Annotated in this window: 14 protein-coding genes; all 14 read left to right on the top strand. The window is 72.9% G+C overall.

The window, feature by feature from the left end; translation table 11 throughout:
* The first annotated feature begins 159 nt into the window (after positions 1–159).
* Positions 160–2,172, top strand: coding sequence for a primary-amine oxidase (locus ACN27J_RS12445; RefSeq protein ID WP_421366166.1), 2,013 nt, complete (start codon positions 160–162; stop codon positions 2,170–2,172).
* Positions 2,173–2,353: 181 nt separating this feature from the next.
* Complete coding sequence (locus tag ACN27J_RS12440) at positions 2,354–4,000, top strand: ABC transporter substrate-binding protein (RefSeq protein WP_421366164.1); 1,647 nt, start codon at positions 2,354–2,356, stop codon at positions 3,998–4,000.
* 33 nt (positions 4,001–4,033) lie between these two features.
* Complete coding sequence (locus ACN27J_RS12435; RefSeq protein ID WP_421366163.1) at positions 4,034–4,903, top strand: ABC transporter permease; 870 nt, start codon at positions 4,034–4,036, stop codon at positions 4,901–4,903.
* Complete coding sequence (locus ACN27J_RS12430; RefSeq protein ID WP_421366162.1) at positions 4,900–5,952, top strand: ABC transporter permease; 1,053 nt, start codon at positions 4,900–4,902, stop codon at positions 5,950–5,952. The genes ACN27J_RS12435 and ACN27J_RS12430 overlap by 4 nt, the downstream gene beginning before the upstream one ends.
* Positions 5,953–5,959: 7 nt before the next feature.
* Complete coding sequence (locus tag ACN27J_RS12425) at positions 5,960–6,652, top strand: alpha/beta fold hydrolase (RefSeq protein WP_421366161.1); 693 nt, start codon at positions 5,960–5,962, stop codon at positions 6,650–6,652.
* The gene (locus ACN27J_RS12420) at positions 6,649–7,722 is read left to right on the top strand and encodes an ABC transporter ATP-binding protein (protein WP_421366160.1); all 1,074 of its coding nucleotides are present in this window, start codon (positions 6,649–6,651) and stop codon (positions 7,720–7,722) included. Before ACN27J_RS12425 ends, ACN27J_RS12420 begins: the two co-directional genes overlap by 4 nt.
* Positions 7,719–8,726, top strand: coding sequence for an ABC transporter ATP-binding protein (locus tag ACN27J_RS12415; protein WP_421366158.1), 1,008 nt, complete (start codon positions 7,719–7,721; stop codon positions 8,724–8,726). The genes ACN27J_RS12420 and ACN27J_RS12415 overlap by 4 nt, the downstream gene beginning before the upstream one ends.
* Positions 8,723–9,487, top strand: a complete 765-nt coding sequence (locus ACN27J_RS12410; RefSeq protein ID WP_421366156.1) for an amidohydrolase family protein — start codon at positions 8,723–8,725, stop codon at positions 9,485–9,487. The genes ACN27J_RS12415 and ACN27J_RS12410 overlap by 4 nt, the downstream gene beginning before the upstream one ends.
* Positions 9,484–9,939 carry a hypothetical protein gene (locus ACN27J_RS12405; RefSeq protein WP_278170837.1) on the top strand — a complete coding sequence of 152 codons (456 nt, stop codon included), beginning with the start codon at positions 9,484–9,486 and terminating at the stop codon, positions 9,937–9,939. The genes ACN27J_RS12410 and ACN27J_RS12405 overlap by 4 nt, the downstream gene beginning before the upstream one ends.
* 62 nt (positions 9,940–10,001) lie before the next feature.
* Positions 10,002–10,814, top strand: coding sequence for a creatininase family protein (locus ACN27J_RS12400; RefSeq protein ID WP_421366154.1), 813 nt, complete (start codon positions 10,002–10,004; stop codon positions 10,812–10,814).
* 47 nt (positions 10,815–10,861) lie between these two features.
* Positions 10,862–11,494, top strand: a complete 633-nt coding sequence (locus ACN27J_RS12395) for a cyclase family protein (protein WP_421366153.1) — start codon at positions 10,862–10,864, stop codon at positions 11,492–11,494.
* A 19-nt stretch (positions 11,495–11,513) separates the two neighbouring features.
* Complete coding sequence (locus tag ACN27J_RS12390) at positions 11,514–13,079, top strand: gamma-glutamyltransferase (protein ID WP_421366151.1); 1,566 nt, start codon at positions 11,514–11,516, stop codon at positions 13,077–13,079.
* Positions 13,079–15,070 carry an FAD-dependent oxidoreductase gene (locus ACN27J_RS12385; RefSeq protein WP_421366149.1) on the top strand — a complete coding sequence of 664 codons (1,992 nt, stop codon included), beginning with the start codon at positions 13,079–13,081 and terminating at the stop codon, positions 15,068–15,070. The genes ACN27J_RS12390 and ACN27J_RS12385 overlap by 1 nt, the downstream gene beginning before the upstream one ends.
* The gene (locus ACN27J_RS12380) at positions 15,067–16,689 is read left to right on the top strand and encodes an amidohydrolase (protein ID WP_421366148.1); all 1,623 of its coding nucleotides are present in this window, start codon (positions 15,067–15,069) and stop codon (positions 16,687–16,689) included. The genes ACN27J_RS12385 and ACN27J_RS12380 overlap by 4 nt, the downstream gene beginning before the upstream one ends.
* Positions 16,690–16,757: the final 68 nt, after the last annotated feature.

Below are 16,757 nucleotides of genomic sequence, written 5' to 3'. Positions count from 1 at the left end.
TTTTGGATCCAAAGATCCTGCGGTAGTATCCGAGACTACCTTGGCCAGGGAGTTCTTAGGAAGCACCGGCCCGCCGCAGCCACCACGACGCGACGCAGACCGACCCCAGACGAGCCGGACCGCATCGGAACGACTCCCGCGACGGCGACAGGAGCAATCGTGAGCGCGTGCCACCCCAGCCCGGACGGGCGCAACCACCGCAACCATCCGCTCGACCCACCCAGCCCGGCGGAGATCGCCCGGGCCGTCGCCGTCGCCCGCGCCGACGGTCGGCTCGGCGAGCGGACCCGGTTCTGGGGAGCCACCCTGGACGAGGCGCACGCCCGGGCCGTCCTGGCCGGCGCGGCCACGGCCGGGGAGGTCCGACTCGGACTGGTGGCCATGGACCACGCCGCCGGCACCGCCTGGGAGATCGACGTCGCGCTGGGCGCCGGGAGCCGCAGTGACGGTGCGGGGTCGGAGCACGCCGAAGGCGACGGTGCCGCCGACCGCTGCCTGGACTGGCGTCCGCTCGACCCGCGTCGGCCCGGCATCACCTCCGAGGAGGCCCGCGCGGCCGCCCAGGCCTGCCGGCAGAGCCCGGTGTTCCGCGAGGTGCTCGCCAAGCGGGGCATCCACGACGTCTCCCTGGTGATGGTCGACGCCGAGTCGATGGGCGGCTTCGAGCCGAAGCGGTACGCCGACCGGCGGCTCACCTGGGGCACCGTCTGGCACCGCGTCGACGAGGGCGACAACGGTTACGTGCGCCCGGTGCAGGGCGTGGTGCCGATCATCGACATGGCGACCATGGAGGTCCTTGAGGTCGAGGACCACGGCGTGGTGCCGATCTCCGACGAGGCCGGCCCGCTGGAGGCCGAGGCCTGGCCGACCCGGCCCGGGCTACGGCCGTTGGACGTCGTGCAGCCCGACGGTCCGAGTTTCGACGTCGACGGCTGGCAGGTCAGCTGGCAGGGCTGGCAGTTGCGGGTCGGCTTCACCCACCGCGAGGGCCTGGTCCTGTACGACCTGGAGTTCCAGGGCCGGCCGGTGGTCAAGCGGGCCGCCTGCAACGAGATGTACGTGCCGTACCTCGACCCCAACTCCACCCAGTACCGCAAGAACTTCTTCGACTGGGGCGAGTACGGGGCCGGGCCGTTGACCAACTCGCTTGCCCTCGGCTGCGACTGCCTCGGCGTCATCTACTACTTCGACACCGCCTACCTCGGCGGCGACGGCGATCCGGTGACCATCCCGAACGCGATCTGCATGCACGAGGAGGACCACAGCATCCTCTGGAAGCACAACGACCTGCGGCGCGGGGTCAGCCAGGTGCGCCGCTCGCGTCGGTTGGTCATCTCCAACTTCCAGACCGTGGCCAACTACGACTACGGCTTCTACTGGTCGCTCTACCAGGACGGCCGGATCGAGCTGGAGGTCAAGTTGACCGGGATGCTCTCCGCCTCCGGTATCGCCGACGGCGACGAGGTGCGCTACGGCCGGGTCGTCGCGCCGAACGTGCAGACCCCGACCCACCAGCACTACTTCGGGCTACGCCTGGACATGGCGGTGGACGGACCGCGCAACCGGCTGGTCGAGGAGCACGCCGAGGGCGAGACCGACGCGGCGCTCGACCCGTACGGCAACGCGGTACGCAACGTGCGTACCCCGCTGCTGCGTGAGTCGCAGGCGGCGCGCCGCACCGATCCGTCGTCGGCCCGCCGCTGGCGGGTGGAGAGCACCACCCGGACCAACCGGTACGGTGAACCGACCGCCTACCGGCTGCTGCTGCCGAACACCACCCGGTCGTTCGCCCGGCCGGACTCGGTGATGGCCCGCCGCGCACCGTTCATCCACCAGCACCTGTGGGCCACCCCGTACGACCCGCAGGAGCAGTTCCTCGGTGGCCGCTATCCCAACCACGCCGAGCCGGGCGACGACGGTGTGCAGGTCTGGCAGCGCCAGGACCGGTCGATCGACGGTGCGGAGCTGGTGCTGTGGCCGGTGCTCGGCACCCACCATTTCCCGCGTCCCGAGCAGTGGCCGGTGATGCCGGTGGACGCGATCCACATGATCCTTGAACCGGACGGCTTCTTCGACCGCAATCCGGCGATGGACGTTCCGGATCCGGCCACTGCCCGCGGCGCGGGCAGTGCCTGCTGCTCCACCGGAACAGACGTGGTGCCGGCCGACTGACCCGGCCGGTACGTCGGCCAGCGCGCCGGCCATGGGGGACCCTGTCCATTCTCGACATCCCGACACCAGACGTTCACAATCGCGATACGGACCCGAATTGGGTACCGCAGATGATGGTTTTGGATCCAATCCAAATGAAATTTCATCCATCTTCGTCCCATACCCTGCCGAGGAGCGCACTATGTCGGACGATCCCCGCAACCTCCCGCAGAACCTGATAACCCGCCGCGCGATGCTGCGTGGCACCGGACTGCTCGGCCTCGGCTTCGGCGCCAGCAGCCTGCTCGCCGCCTGCGGCGTAGCCTCCGACGGCAGCGAAGACGGCGACGACGGCACCAGCAGCGGCGGCACCCTCACGCTCGGCATCGACGCCACCAGCGCCGTCCACGACCCGGCCTTCTACACCTCACTGGGCGACTGGATGGCGGTCGACTGCATCTGCCGTGGGCTGACCTTCATCTCCTTCGAGACCAACGAGCCGCAGGCCGACCTCGCCGAGAGCTGGGAAATCTCCGACGACGGGCTGACCTACACCTTTACCCTGCGCCAGGGTGTCACCTTCCACGACGGCACCACCTTCACCTCGGCGGACGTGCTGGCCAGCCTCGGTCGGCAGTTCAACGAGGACGACCCGACCCTGCCCGAGGGGTCGTCCCGGCCGCTGCGCAGCCTCGGTGCCAACGTCGCCTCGCTGGACGCCCCCGACGAGTACACCGTGGTGATGGTGCTCAACAGCCCCGACGCCACCGTGCTCAACCGGCTCTCCGACATCGGCGGTCGGATCATCTCCTCCGCCGCACTTGCCGAGTACGGCGCCGACATCGGCAAGAACCTGGTCGGCACCGGCCCGTTCCAGTTCTCCTCGGCCACTGCCGGGCAGCAGGTGGTGCTGACCGCGTTCGAGGACTACCGCACCGGCCGGCCCAAGGTCGACCGGCTGGTGATGCAACAGGTCCAGGACCCGTCGACCATCGTCAGCTCGCTGCTCAGTGGCGACCTGTCCGCCACCCAGTTCGCCCCGTACTCGGCGATCGAGCAGCTCAAGGCCGACGACGCGGTGACCTTCCACGAGACGCCGTACAGCTTCGATGCGATGATGATGATCGATGCCAGGCGGATCCCGGAGCTGGAGGTGCGCCAGGCGATCAACCTGGCGATCGACCGCGAGGCGATCATCGCCCAGGCGTTCTTCGGAATCGGCGCGCCACCCGACGGCTACACGATCCCGCCGTCGCAGGACGGCTACGACCCGAGCCTGGCCGACCTGAGCCGGTTCGATCCGGACGAGGCCCGGCGGCTGATCGAGTCGGCCGGCGCCACCGGCCGGCAGGTGGCGTTGATGGCGGCCAGCGACTCCTGGCACCCGCGAGCGGCGCAGATCGTCGCGCAGAACCTCACCGACATCGGGCTGACCGTCGTGAGCGACTCGGTCGACCCGGCGACCTACTTCAGCCGGCTGCTCGACCCGGACGACGAGTTCCACGAGCTGATGATCTGGGAGCGCAACTCCTACATCCCGGACCCGGACAACATGATCGGGGCGATGGGCCTGCCATCCGGGGTGTACGGCGACTTCACCTCCGGATTCAACACGTTGCCCGGCTCAGAGGCGTTCGCTGACGACCTGGCCGCCGCGAAGAACCTGCCCAACGGTGACGAGCGCACCGCCGCGTACACCGACATCCAGCGCCGGTTCGCCGAGCAGTACATGGTGCTGTCGATGCTCTGCTACTCGGCGAACCCGGTGGTGACCGGGGCGAACGTCGAAGGCGCCAACGTCGCCGCGCTCGGCAACCACCGCTGCTTCATGGAGAACGCCAGTGTCTGATCCGACCCCCACGTCGGCCCGTCCGGGGGACCGGTGACGGTCGCCGGGGCGCGGCCGGTCGGGCGATGGAGAGCCGCCTACGCGCGGCGCTCCATCGCCCGGTCCTGGCTGGCCACCGTCTCCTGGCTGGTGGTCGTCGGTTTCGTGCTGATGGCGACCGTCGGGCCGCTGATGATCGGCGCCGACCCGGAGCGGCAGTCCAACGTCACCCTCGCCGGGTTCGGCACCGCCGGGCACCCGCTCGGCACCGACGATCTCGGCCGCGACTTCCTGGCCCGGCTCGTGTACGGCGCCCGACCGCTGCTGCTGGTCGCGTTCCTCGCCACCGCCGTCGCCGCGGCCATCGGCACCACCGTCGGCATGCTCGCCGGGTACCTCGGCGGCTGGGGCGAGCAGATCCTGATGCGGGTCACCGACGTCGGGCTGGCCTTCCCATCGATGCTTTTGATCATCCTGGTGGTGGCGGCCAGCGGACCCGGCGTACGCAGTCTGGTGGTCGGGGTCGGTGTCGCGCTGTCACCCGGTCTGGCCCGGCTGGCCCGGGCCTTGACCGCCCGGGAGGCCGCCCGCGACTACGTGCTCGCCGCCCGGCTCGGCGGCACCCGGTCGCCCCGGATCATGGTCCAGGAGATCCTGCCGAACATCGCCGGCCCGCTGCTCGCCCAGGTCGTGATGACCCTGTCGGTGGCCGCCGGATTCGCCGCCGGCCTGTCCTACCTGGGCCTAGGCATCCAGCCGCCGACCCCGGACTGGGGCTACATGGTGCAGGCCGGGCAGGAGTTCATCTACTCGGCACCCCGGATGGCGGTGCTGCCCGCCGCGTTGACGCTGATCTTCGTGGTCGCCAGCAACTTCGTCGGCGACGACCTGCGCGACGCGCTGGACCCGAGGAGCCGTCGATGATCCGGCTGCTGCGCGGCAGGTCGCTGCCGATGCTCACGGTGCGCCGGCTGGCCAGCGTGCCGGTGGTGCTGTTCGTCCTGGCCTCCCTGGTGTTCCTGGCCATCCGTCGCCTGCCCGGCTCGCCGTCGTCGACCCTCGCGGCCAGCGGCACCCAGGGCCTCAGCGCCGAGCAGATCTCGGCCAACGAAGCGCGGATCAACGAGGCCCTCGGCCTGGACAAGCCGATCTGGGAGCAGTACCTGCGCTACCTCGGCGACCTGCTCGGCCTCGATCTCGGGCGCTCCTTCTACGGCGGCAACAGCGTGCTGGACCTGCTCGGCGGGGCACTGCCGGCGACGATCGAGCTGACCGTCGCGGCGATGCTGATCGCCATCCTCATCGGGGTCGTCACCGGGGTGATCGCCGCGCTGCGCAAGGACACCTGGGTGGACACCACCACCCGGTCCATCGCCACGGTCAGTTTCTCGCTGCCCTGGTTCGCCCTCGGCGTACTGAGCATCGTGATCTTCGGTGTGTGGCTGCGCTGGATGCCGGTGATCGGTCGGCTGCCCAGCCAGCTCGACTACCAGCCCACCACCAACTTCGTGCTGCTCGACGCGATCCTGCAGGACCGGCCCGAACTGGTCGGGCCGTGGCTGCAGTACCTGATCCTGCCGGCCACCACCCTCGCGTTGGCGATGGCCGGCTTCATCACCCGGATCGTGCGGGCCTCGGTGCTGGAGGTGCTCAGCGACGACTTCGTGCGGACCGCCCGGATGAAAGGGCTGCGGGAGCGGACCATCCTGCGCCGGCACGTGCTGCGCAACGCCGGCCTGCCCATCGTGACCGTGCTCGGTCTGCAGTTCGGTTCGCTGCTCGGCGGCTCGGTGATCACCGAGACCGTCTTCTCGTACCCGGGCGTCGGCAACCTGCTGGTCAGCTCGGTGCTGCAACGCGACTACCCGGTGGTGCAGGGCGCCGCGCTGGCGATCGCGCTGCTCTTCGTGCTGGTCAACGCCGCAGTCGATCTGTTCTACCTGGTCCTGGACCCGCGCCTACGGAGAGGATGAGCCCATCATGGATATCGTGCTGGTGCACGGTGCCGGCGGTACCCCGAGCACCTGGGCCCACGTGGCACCGTTGCTGCGCGCCACCGGACACCGGGTACACCTGGTCACCAATCCGATGAACTCGCTCGTCGAGGACGTCGCCAACACCACCGCCGTGCTCGCCGAGTGCACCGCGCCGGTGCTGCTGGTCGGTCACTCCTACGGCGGCGCGGTGATCACCAACGTCGGCCGGGACGAGCGGGTCGCCGGGCTCGTCTACGTCTGCGCGTTCGCCCCCGACGAAGGCGAGTCGATCCAGGACATCATCGGCCGCTACCCGCCCGCCGAGGTCAGCCGGCACATGCGACGCGGTCCGAACGGCGAATGGGCCTCGGAGCACAGCCCCGAGTACTGGGCGGAGATCGGCTGGGACGTGCCGGAAGCCGAACGGGACAACTTCGACGCCGACTCGCGCCCCAGCGCCGACGCCATCTTCGCGCAGCCCACCGGGGTGCCCGCCTGGCGCGACAAGCCGTCCTGGTACCTGGTCGCCAGCGAGGACCGGACACTGCGACCGGACACCCAACGGGACATGGCGGCCCGCGCCGGCGCTGCCGTCTCCGAGGTCGGCGGCAGCCACTTCACTCCCCGCGTGCGGCCCCGCGCCGTCGCCGACCTGGTCGAGCAGGCCGTCGCCAGCATCACCGGAGCGCCCCGGTGACCTCCACCCCGACCGGCCCGGCCTCGGCGAACCCGGCCCCGGCCGACCCGCCGGCACCGGTACTGTCCGTGCGCGGGCTGCGGGTCGAGTTCGACGTACCGGCCGGCCGGTTGCCGGCCGTCGCCGGCGTCGACCTCGACCTGCACGCCGGGGAGATCCTCGCCCTGGTCGGCGAGTCCGGCTCCGGCAAGTCCGCCCTGGCGATGAGCCTGGTCGGGCTCAACCGGGCGCCCGGCACGCACATCACCGGCCGGGTGGAGTTCGCCGGGCGGGACCTGACCACCGCCAGCGAGGCCGACCTGCGCCGGGTCCGGGGCCGGGACATCTCGGTGGTGTTCCAGGACGCCCTCGCCGCGCTCAACCCGTTGCAGCGGGCCGGGGCCCAGGTCGCCGAGATGATCCGTACCCATCAACGGATCAGCCGGGCGCGGGCCTGGCAGCGGGCCGAGGAGCTGCTCGCCGACGTCGGCATCGCCAACCCGGCCCGCAACGCGCGCGCCTACCCGCACCAGCTCTCCGGCGGCATGCGGCAACGCGTCATGATCGCGATCGGGCTGGCGAACGACCCGACCGTGCTGATCGCCGACGAGCCGACCACCGCGCTGGACGTCACCATCCAGGCCCAGGTGCTGGCCACCCTCAAACGGCTGCAGGCCGAGCACGGCACCTCGATCGTCCTGATCACCCACGACCTCGGAGTGGTCGCCGAGGTCGCCGACCGGGTCGCCGTCATGTACGGCGGCCGCATCGTCGAGCAGGGCACCCGCGACCAGGTGCTGTACTCACCGCAGCACCCGTACACGATGGGGTTGCTCGACTCGGTGCCCCGGGTCGACGGGCCGGTCGCCGAGCGGCTGCCGGCCATCCCCGGCAGCCCGCTCACCGGCGTCGACCGACCACCCGGCTGCGGCTTCGCCCCACGCTGCGCCTTCGCCCACGCCGACTGCGACACGTCGCCGCCTGAGCTTGTCAACCGGTACGGCGAACCGGGCCACATCGACGCGTGCCTGCTCGACGCGTCGGCCCGGCACACCGCCCGCACCCCGGCAGCGGTCGGAGGTCGACCGTGACCAGCGTGCCACTGATCCAGCTGACCGACCTGCGGGTGGAGTACCCGGGGCGCGGCGGTGATCCGGTCCGCGCCGTGCGCGACGTCGACCTGGAGATCCGCGAGGGCGAGACCCTCGGCCTGGTCGGTGAGTCCGGTTGCGGCAAGTCCACCCTCGGCCGGGCCATCCTGCGGATCACCGAACCCACCGCCGGCAGCATCCGACTACTCGGCCGGGAGATCACCGGCCTGCGCGGGACTGTGTTCCGGCAGATCCGCGCCGACCTGCAGATGGTCTTCCAGGACCCGTTCAGCTCGCTCAACCCGCGGCGGCGGATCGCCGACAGCGTCGCCGAGCCGCTGCTGCGCGGCCGGGGGGCCAGCCGGGCCGACGCCAGCCGGGCCGTCGACGAACTGCTCGACCTCGTCGGGCTCGGCCGCGACGCTGGCCGACGCCGGCCGCACGAGTTCTCCGGCGGCCAGCGGCAGCGCATCGGCATCGCCCGGGCGCTCGCCCCGTCACCCCGGTTCATCGTCGCCGACGAGCCGGTCTCCGCGCTCGACGTCTCCATCCAGGCCCAGGTGGTGAACCTGCTCGCCGACCTGACCCGGGAGCGCGGGCTGACCATGCTGTTCATCTCGCACGACCTGGGCGTGGTGCGGCACATCGCCGACCGGATCGCCGTCATGTACCTCGGCCAGATCATCGAGGTCGCCGACCGGGACACCTTCTTCGGCGGGCCGGCACACCCGTACAGCGAGGCACTGCTCTCCGCCGTGCCCACCCTGGACCAGGAGTCCGACCGGGAACGGATCGTGCTCGCCGGCGAACTGCCCGACCCCGCCCACCCACCGGCCGGATGTCTGTTCCATACCCGCTGCCGGTACGCCGTCGATCGTTGCCGCGCCGAAGCGCCGGCGCTGCGACCGATCCAACCGGGCCGCACGGTCCGTTGCCATCTGCCCCTGGTGCCGGCTGACATCCCGGCACCGTCGACCGTCACCACCGGAGGCACAACACAGTGATCATCGACGCGTACAACACCACCCAGGACGTGCGGGGCCGGTCCGACTACCTCACCGGCGCCCGGCCGGGGCAGGCACCGCCGCCGTACACGCCGTTCGACCCGCGGCGGATCCTGGACCGGATGGACGCCGCCGGGGTCGACATGGCGATGGTCTGCTCCCTGGCCCAGCGGATCGAGAACGACTTCATCATCGGCCTGGCCAAGGCCCACCCGGACCGGCTGTTCGGCTTCGGGCAGGTCCGGCCGGCCGACGACGACGCGCTCGACGAGATCGCCCGGATCGCCGACGCCGGCCTCAAAGGGCTCAAACTGCACCCCAGCCTGCACGGCTACCACGTCGCCGACCACGGACTGCTCGACCCGGTCTTCGCCGCCTGCGCCGAACACGGCCTGATGGTGCTGATCAACGCCCTCGACGACGCGTTCTGCGCGCCGCTGGCGATCGAGGAGATCGCCAAAGGCCACCCACAGGTACCGACGATCATCGCCCACATGGGAGCGGTCTGGAACGTTCCCGAGGCGATCATCGTCGCCGAACGGAACCCGCACATCTACCTGGAGACCTCAGCCACCCTGATCAGCGACGTCAAGCGGGCGTACGCCCGGCTCGGCCCGGAGCAGATCCTGCTGGGCAGCGAGTGGCCCGGCTCCGACTTCGACCTGGAACGGATGAAGATCGCCAAGGCGATCCCGGACGCCGCGGACCGGGCACTCGTCGAGGGCGGCAACATGGCGAAGCTGCTCGGGATCACCGCATGATCACCGAGGACGTCGCGCCCGTACCGGCGCCGGCCGGGATGACCCCGGGCGAGGTCGAGCTGCTCGACGTCGCCCAGCGGCTGCTGTCGAAGGTCTGGGTCGCCGGCCGGCACGAGGTCGCCACCGCGCTGCGCACCCCGGACGGAGCCGTCCACACCGGCGTGCACCTGGAAGGGTCCTGCCGGCGCAGCTCGATCTGTGCCGAAGGTGTCGCCCTCGGCGCGGCCCGCGCCGCGTTGCCCGCCGGTACGCCGCTCACCGTCGACAGCGTTGTCTCAGTGCAGATCAAGCCGGCCGGTCGGTTCCGGGTCATCGCCCCGTGCGGGGTGTGCCGCGAGCTGATCAGCGACTACAGCCCGCAGGCCCGGGTCTGGATCACCACCGTCGACGGCGCCGTCACCGCGATGGAGGCCATCGACCTGCTGCCGGAGAAGACCCGCCGGGCCTGGTGACCCGGCCCCGTCCACGTACCGCGCCGCGCCCGACTCCGTCCATGTACCGAGAGAGGAACACCGTGTCTGAACCGTCCCGCACCGACCTTGACCGGGCGGCACTCGCCGCCGAGCTCGACGGCCCCGGCACGCCGGTCGCCTGGGCCGACCTGACCTGGCCGGAGGCCGGCGAGACGGCGACCGCCGTCGACTCGGTGATCATCCCGGTCGGCGCCACCGAACAGCACGGCCCGCACCTGCCGCTCGCCGTCGACACGCTGATCTGCGACGCGGTCGCCCGCGACGTCTCCGCGCTCACCGGCGTGCCGGTGGTGCCGCCGATCGGGTACGGCGTCTCCGCCTCGCACGGCGACTTCGCCGGCACCATCGCGCTGCGCCCGGAGACCCTGATCGCCGTCGTCGAGGACGTCATCGACTCACTGCACGCCAGCGGCGTACGGCAGTTCATCCTCCTCAATGGGCATATCTGGAACAACGGCTCGCTCGACGTGTCCGCCGAGAAGCTGCGGGTACGCCACCGCGACTCGCGGGTACGGGCGTTGGCCTACGTGACCATGTACCCCGGGCCGGAGGTCGACGGGCACGTCTACCACGGGCGCGGGCTGATGCACGCCAACTACTTCGAAACCTCGGTGATGCTGCACCTGTATCCGGACCTGGTCCGGATGGACAAGGCCACCTCGCACCGCGACGTCGACTCGTTCTGGGACTACCGGATGGACCAGGTCAGCGACACCGGCGTGTGGGGCCGCGACGTCGCCGACGCCACCGGCGAGCACGGTCGGGCCGAGTTCGACCGCTGCGTGGCCACCACCGCGCGGGCTGTCGCCGCCGCCGTGCGTGAACCCTGGCCCGACCCCACCCACCGGCCCTGACCGTCCCGCCCACCGGCCCCGACCGGCGCCGCGAAGGAGCACTCCGCGTGAAGATCTACGACATCACCCTGCCGATCCACCCGAAGATGCTGCACTGGGGCCGCAAACCCGAGGTGGAGATCGTCGAGTCGCTGGCCAACGGCGACGCCTCCAACGTCACCCGGTGGCGGCTCGGCGCGCACACCGGCACCCACGTCGACGCACCGGCGCACTTCGTCGACGGTGCCACCCCGATCGACGAGGTCGCCCTGGAGACCCTGGTCGGACCAGCCGTGGTCGCCGACCTGACCGCCGTCGACGGGGACGTGACCGTCGCCGACCTGGTCGCCGCCGGAGTCGCCGGTGCCACCCGGGTCCTGCTCAAGACCAGCAACTCGGCCGGCCCGTTGCGCGAGACCGAACGCGCCGAATCCTGGGTCGGGCTCTCCCCGGAGGCCGCCCGCTGGCTGATCGACCAGCGGGTCGCGCTGATCGGCATCGACTACCTGACCATCGAGAGCCACCGGCGCACCGACACCTGGGACGCCCACCACGCGCTGCTCGGCTCCGGCGTGATCATCCTGGAGAACGCCGACCTGGACGCGGTGCCACCGGGGGAGTACGAACTGGTCTGCCTGCCGACCAAGCTGGTCGGCGCTGACGGGGCGTTCGCCCGTACCATCCTGATCCAGCGCGACTGACCCGGCGAGACTGACCTACATGTCGATCGAGATCGCGCTCGCCGCACCACATCCGTCCGCGTTGGACGCCGCCGCCGACGTGGTGGCGGCCGGCGGCGGTGTCGTCGACGCCGCCCTCGCCGCCGCCGCCGCGCTCACCGTCGCCTACCCGCACCAGTGCTCGGCCGGCGGTGACCTGATCGCCCTGGTCCGCACCGCCGACGACCAGGTACGCGCGGTGCTGTCGGTCGGCGCGGCCGCCGTCGGCGTCGACGTCGCGGCGCTGCGCGCAGCCGGGGACCGGATGCCACCCGGCGGGGCGTTGACCGTCACCGTGCCCGGTGTCGTCGCCGGCTGGGCCGCGCTCGCCGATCTCGGCGGCCGGCTGCCGCTGGCCCGGGTGCTGGCACCCGCCGTCGAGTTGGCCGCTGGCGGTGTCCCGGTTAGCCCCGGCCTGGCTGCGGCGATCCTGCGCAGGCTCGACGTGGTCCGCGCCGATCCCGGTCTGGCCGCGCTGCTGCTCGACGGCGACGGTACGCCGCTGCCGGCCGGAGCGGTGCTGCGCCAGCCGGCGCTGGCCCGCACCCTCGGCACCATCGGCGCCGACTGGCGCGACTACTACCAGGGCGAACTCGCCGAGGCGCTGGCCGCCGGGCTGGCCGCACTCGGCAGCCCGCTGACCACCGCCGACCTGGCCGGGCACGCGGCCGAGCTCACCGATCCACTGCGGTACGCCGCCGCCGGCTCCGAGGTGACCTGGTCAGTCGCGCCGCCGCCCAGCCAGGGCGCCACCCTGCTGGCCATGCTCGCCGCCGCCGGCCGCACCGCCGACGGCAACCCGGCGGCCGGTGCCACCAGCGCCCGGCCCGCTGACGCGGCCGCCGCGCTGGTCACCGCCCGGGCCGCCGAGCAGCGCCGTGACACCCTGCTCGGCGATCCCCGGACCGGTCCGATCGACCTCGACGGGCTGCTGCTACGCACCGACCCGCCGGCCGGGCCGGTGCCACCGCCCGGCCCGAAACCGGCCGGCGACACCGTCGCGGTCACCGCCGTCGGCAGCGACGGCACCGCCGTCACCCTGATCCAGAGCGTCTTCCAGACGTTCGGCGCCGGCATCTGCGAACCCGGCACCGGCCTGGTGCTGCACAACCGGGGGTCGGTGTTCAGCCTCGACCCGACCCACCCCGGCCGGCTGCGCCCCGGTGCCCGCCCACCGCACACCCTCTGCCCGGCGATCGCCACCGGCCCGGACCGGGTCGTCGCGCTCGGCTGCCAGGGCGGCCGGGCCCAGCCGTGGATCCTGGCCCAGGTCGCCGCCGACGCGCTGACCACCGCCGACCCGGCCGGCCTGCTGGCCCGCCCCCGCTGGGTGATCGGCGCCCGCGACGTCGGCCAGGACCGGCCCAGCCTGCTGCTCGAACCCGACACCCCGGCCACCGACGCGCTGCGGGCCGCCGCCACCGACCTCGGCCTGCGGGTGGTGCAGCTGCCGCGGCGTCACGACGACGCCGGGCACGTCCAACTGTCCCGGCTCACCCCGGCCGGCCTCGACGCGGCCAGCGACCCCCGCGCCGACGGTGCGGCCACCGTCCTGCGGGGCCGCTGATGGACGCAGCCGAAGCGGCCACGCTGCTCGCTGACCCGTACCGGGTCGGGCCGGTCACGCTGCGGTCCCGGATCGTCAAGGGACCCACCTCGACCGGCGCGGCCGACGCGGGCGGGTACGCCCGGCCGTGGCACCGGGACCACTATGCGCGGGTCGGCCGGGGAAGCGCGTTGACCATCGTCGAGTTCACCGCGATCGACGACGGCGCCGCCCTCGGCTTCCCCGGCCATCTCAGCATCGCCAGCGACGACCACGCCGTCGCGTTGGCCCCGGTCGCGGAGCGGATCCGGGCCGACGGTCGCGTCGCCGGGCTGCAGATCGCCCACGCCGGACGGCAGCGCACCCTGCCGGGGGAGGCACTCGCTGCGTCGGCGGTGCCCTGGCCCGCCATCGAACGCCGACTCGGGCTGCGGCCCCGCGCGATCACCGTCGACGAGATCGCCGGGGTCGTCGCCGGGTTCGGCTGGGCCGCAGCCCGCGCCGCCCAGGCAGGCTTCCAGGTAGTGGAGATCCAGGCGGCCAACGGCTACCTGCTCGCCGGGTTCCTCTCCCCGCACACCAACCGGCGCGACGACGACTACGGCGGCGATCCGGCCCGGCGACGTCGCGTCCTGCTGGAGGTCGTCGCCCGCTGCCGTGCGACGCTGCCGGCCGACGTGGCGCTCACCGTACGGCTGTCCGACCGCGACCACGAACCCGGTGGGCAGGAGCTGGCCGAGACCACCGAGCTGGTCGCGGCCCTGGCCGCCACCGGCCAGGTCGACGCGGTACACGTGTCGTCCGGCGACCACGCCACGCGGATACGCCAGGTGCCGCCGGCCGCCGTGCCACCGGGCGCCGCCTGGCGCTCGGCCCGGACCCTGCGGACCGCAGGTCTGCCCACCATCGCCTGCGGCGGGATCACCGAACCGGCGCAGGCCGCCGGGCTGCTCCGCGACGGCACCGCCGACCTGGTCGCGCTCGGCCGGGCCTTCCTCGCCGACCCCGACTGGGCGGACAAGGCCCTGTCCGGTGCCGCCGGGCGGATCCGACCCTGCGTACGCGGCAACGACGGCTGCCACGCCCGCGCCGCCCTGGTCGGCCGGCCGGTCGCCTGCACCGTCAACCCGTCGCTGAGCCTGCCGCCCGCCACCGTGTCGTCCGCCTCAGAGTCGTCCGGCCCGGTTCCGCCCGCCTCAGGGTCGTCCGGCCCGGGGCGACCGGATGCGCCGGTGCTCGTCGCCGGTGCCGGTCCGGCCGGCCTGGAAGCCGCGCACCGGCTCACCGAACACGGCCACCGGGTCCGGCTGTACACCGGCGGCCGGCCCGGCGGTGCCCTGCGCGACGCGGTGGACAGCGGGGTGCATGACAGCTTCACCCCGTACCTGCGCTGGTTGACCGACCGGCTCGCGGCCAGCGCCGTCGAGGTGGTTGACGCGCCGCTGCACCCGGCGGACCTCGGCGGAGAGTGGGCCGGGCTGCTGGTCGCCACCGGTGGCGTGGCGCGGTCGCTGCCCGGCGCGGTGCCCGCGCTCGACGTGCTGCGAGGCCTGATGCCGCTGCCCGCCGACGGTCCGGTGCTGGTGATCGGCGCCGGCCGGACCGGCACCAGCACGGCCGCCGCGCTGGCCCGGCGCGGTGCCGACGTCACACTGCTCGGCGACACCCCCCAGGTGCTCGACGACGAACCCCCCGACGACCCACCGACCTGGACCGACCTGCTCACCTCGGTCGGGGTGCGGACCGTGCTCGGCCACCGGGCCAGGGTCACCGACGACCAGGAGGTACAGGTGGCAGGAACGGTACTGCGGGCCGGGCTGATCGTCGCGGCGGTCGGTCGCGAACCCCACCACGACCTGTACGAGGCTGCCGTCGAGGTGGCCACCGGCCGGCCGGTGCTGCGCTGCGGCGACGCGCTGCGCCCGGGGCGGCTGCACGACGCGGTGCACGCCGGGGCGCAGGCCGCCCGGACCCTGCACGAGGCCCTCGCCTTCCGGCAGGTGACCCGGTGACCGGCGGTGACCTGCTCGTCGTCGGCGACGTGCGGACGATGGACCCGGCCGGCCTACGGGCCGAGTCGGTGGCCATACGGGGCGGTCGGATCGTCGCCGTCGGTGACCTGCGCGCCGCCCGCGCCGCCGTCCCCACCGGTACGCCGGAGCTCGCCCCGGCCGGCGCGGTGGTGCTGCCCGGCTTCGTCGACAGCCACGTCCATCTGATCTGGGCCGGCCGGGCCGCCGCCCGGGTCGGGTTGGACGACGCGGTCAGCGTCCGCGACATCTGCGACCGGATCAGCGGGTACGCCCGCCGGCATCCGACCCGCCGGTGGATCGAGGCCGATGCCGGCTTCGACCCCGGTGACCTGGCCGAACGCCGGCTACCCAGCGCCGCCGAGTTGGAGGCTGCCGCTCCTGGCCGGCCGGTGCTGCTGGACCGCAAGGGCCATGACGGCATCGCCAACCTGACCGCGCTGCGGCTGGCCGGCGTCACCGCCGACACCCCGGACCCGCCCGGCGGGCGGATCGACCGGTACGCCGACGGCACCCCGACCGGGCTGCTCGTCGAACATCCGGCGGTGGCCCTGGTCCGTGCGGTGGTCCCGGAGCCGGACCAGCAGACGAGGATCGACTGGATCACCGCCGGGCAGGCGGCGCTGCTCGCCCATGGCATCACCACCGCCGTCGACCCGGCGGTGCCGGCCGCCGAACTGGCCGCGTACGCGGCGGCGGGCCGGGCCGGTGCGCTGCGGCTGCGTACCGTCGCGATGCCGTTGGGTGGCGACGACGTCGACGACGCGCAGCTGCGTCGTACCCTCGATGGTTGTGATTTTGACCGGGCCGCGCCCGGTCTGCTGCGCGCCGGGCCGACGAAGCTGTTCCTCGACGGCGGTGGCTCGCTCGGCACCGCGCTGCTGTCGTCACCCTGGCCGGGCACCGACGGCTACCACGGCAACCAGAGTCTGCGTACCGAGACGGTGCGGGCGCACTGCGCGTCGGCGGCGGCGCACGGGCGGGGCGTCGGTGTGCACGCCGTCGGCGACGCCGCGATCGACCTCACCCTGTCGGTCTTCGCCGAGGTCGCGGCCGGTACGCCGATCGCCGGACTGGGCTTTCACCTGATCCACGCCTACCTCGGCCCTGGGCCGCAGGCGATGGCCACCGCCCGGCGGCTCGGTGTGCCGGTGTCGGCGCATCCGGCGCTGCAGTGGGCGTTCGGGCTCAACCTGATCGACCGGCTCGGCGAGCCGGTCGCGGCCGCCGCGAACCCGTTGCGGTCCTGGTTGGACGCGGGGGTGACGGTCGGTGGCGGCTCGGACGGGCCGGGGCCGCCGATGTCGGTGCTGCACGGCATCTGGCAGGCCCGGACCCGTCGAATACGGGGCCGCGACGAGCCGCTCGGGCCGGACCAGGCGGTCACCGCCGCCGAGGCCCTGGCACTGTTCACCACCGGCGCGGCGCAGGTGGCCGGCAGTCAGCCGGCCGGCTGGGGTAACGGAGTGCTCCGGGTCGGCGAGCCGGCGGACCTGGCCGTGCTCGACGTCGACCCGCTCACCCCGGACGCCGATGCGCTGCTCGCCGGCACCGTACTGGCCACTGTGGTGGCCGGCGAGGTCCGGTACGCCGCCGGCTGACCGCGGCGCCGCTCTCGACCGCCGCTGATCGCGGTGCGGCGGCCGTTGATCACGTCCCCGGCCGTCAC

Origin of the sequence: Solwaraspora sp. WMMB762 (genome assembly GCF_049179115.1) — a bacterium.
In the GTDB taxonomy this organism is placed as follows: Bacteria; Actinomycetota; Actinomycetes; order Mycobacteriales; family Micromonosporaceae; genus Micromonospora_E.
This window is presented reverse-complemented; position numbering and strand designations above follow the sequence as displayed.

Bases quoted from the DNA above. Each gene is read 5' to 3' on its own strand.
- ACN27J_RS12430 (WP_421366162.1), top strand. From the start codon at position 4,900: ATGATCCGGCTGCTGCGCGGCAGGTCGCTGCCGATGCTCACGGTGCGC.
- ACN27J_RS12385 (WP_421366149.1), top strand. From the start codon at position 13,079: ATGGACGCAGCCGAAGCGGCCACGCTGCTCGCTGACCCGTACCGGGTC.
- ACN27J_RS12390 (WP_421366151.1), top strand. From the start codon at position 11,514: ATGTCGATCGAGATCGCGCTCGCCGCACCACATCCGTCCGCGTTGGAC.
- ACN27J_RS12405 (WP_278170837.1), top strand. From the start codon at position 9,484: ATGATCACCGAGGACGTCGCGCCCGTACCGGCGCCGGCCGGGATGACC.
- ACN27J_RS12425 (WP_421366161.1), top strand. From the start codon at position 5,960: ATGGATATCGTGCTGGTGCACGGTGCCGGCGGTACCCCGAGCACCTGG.
- ACN27J_RS12440 (WP_421366164.1), top strand. From the start codon at position 2,354: ATGTCGGACGATCCCCGCAACCTCCCGCAGAACCTGATAACCCGCCGC.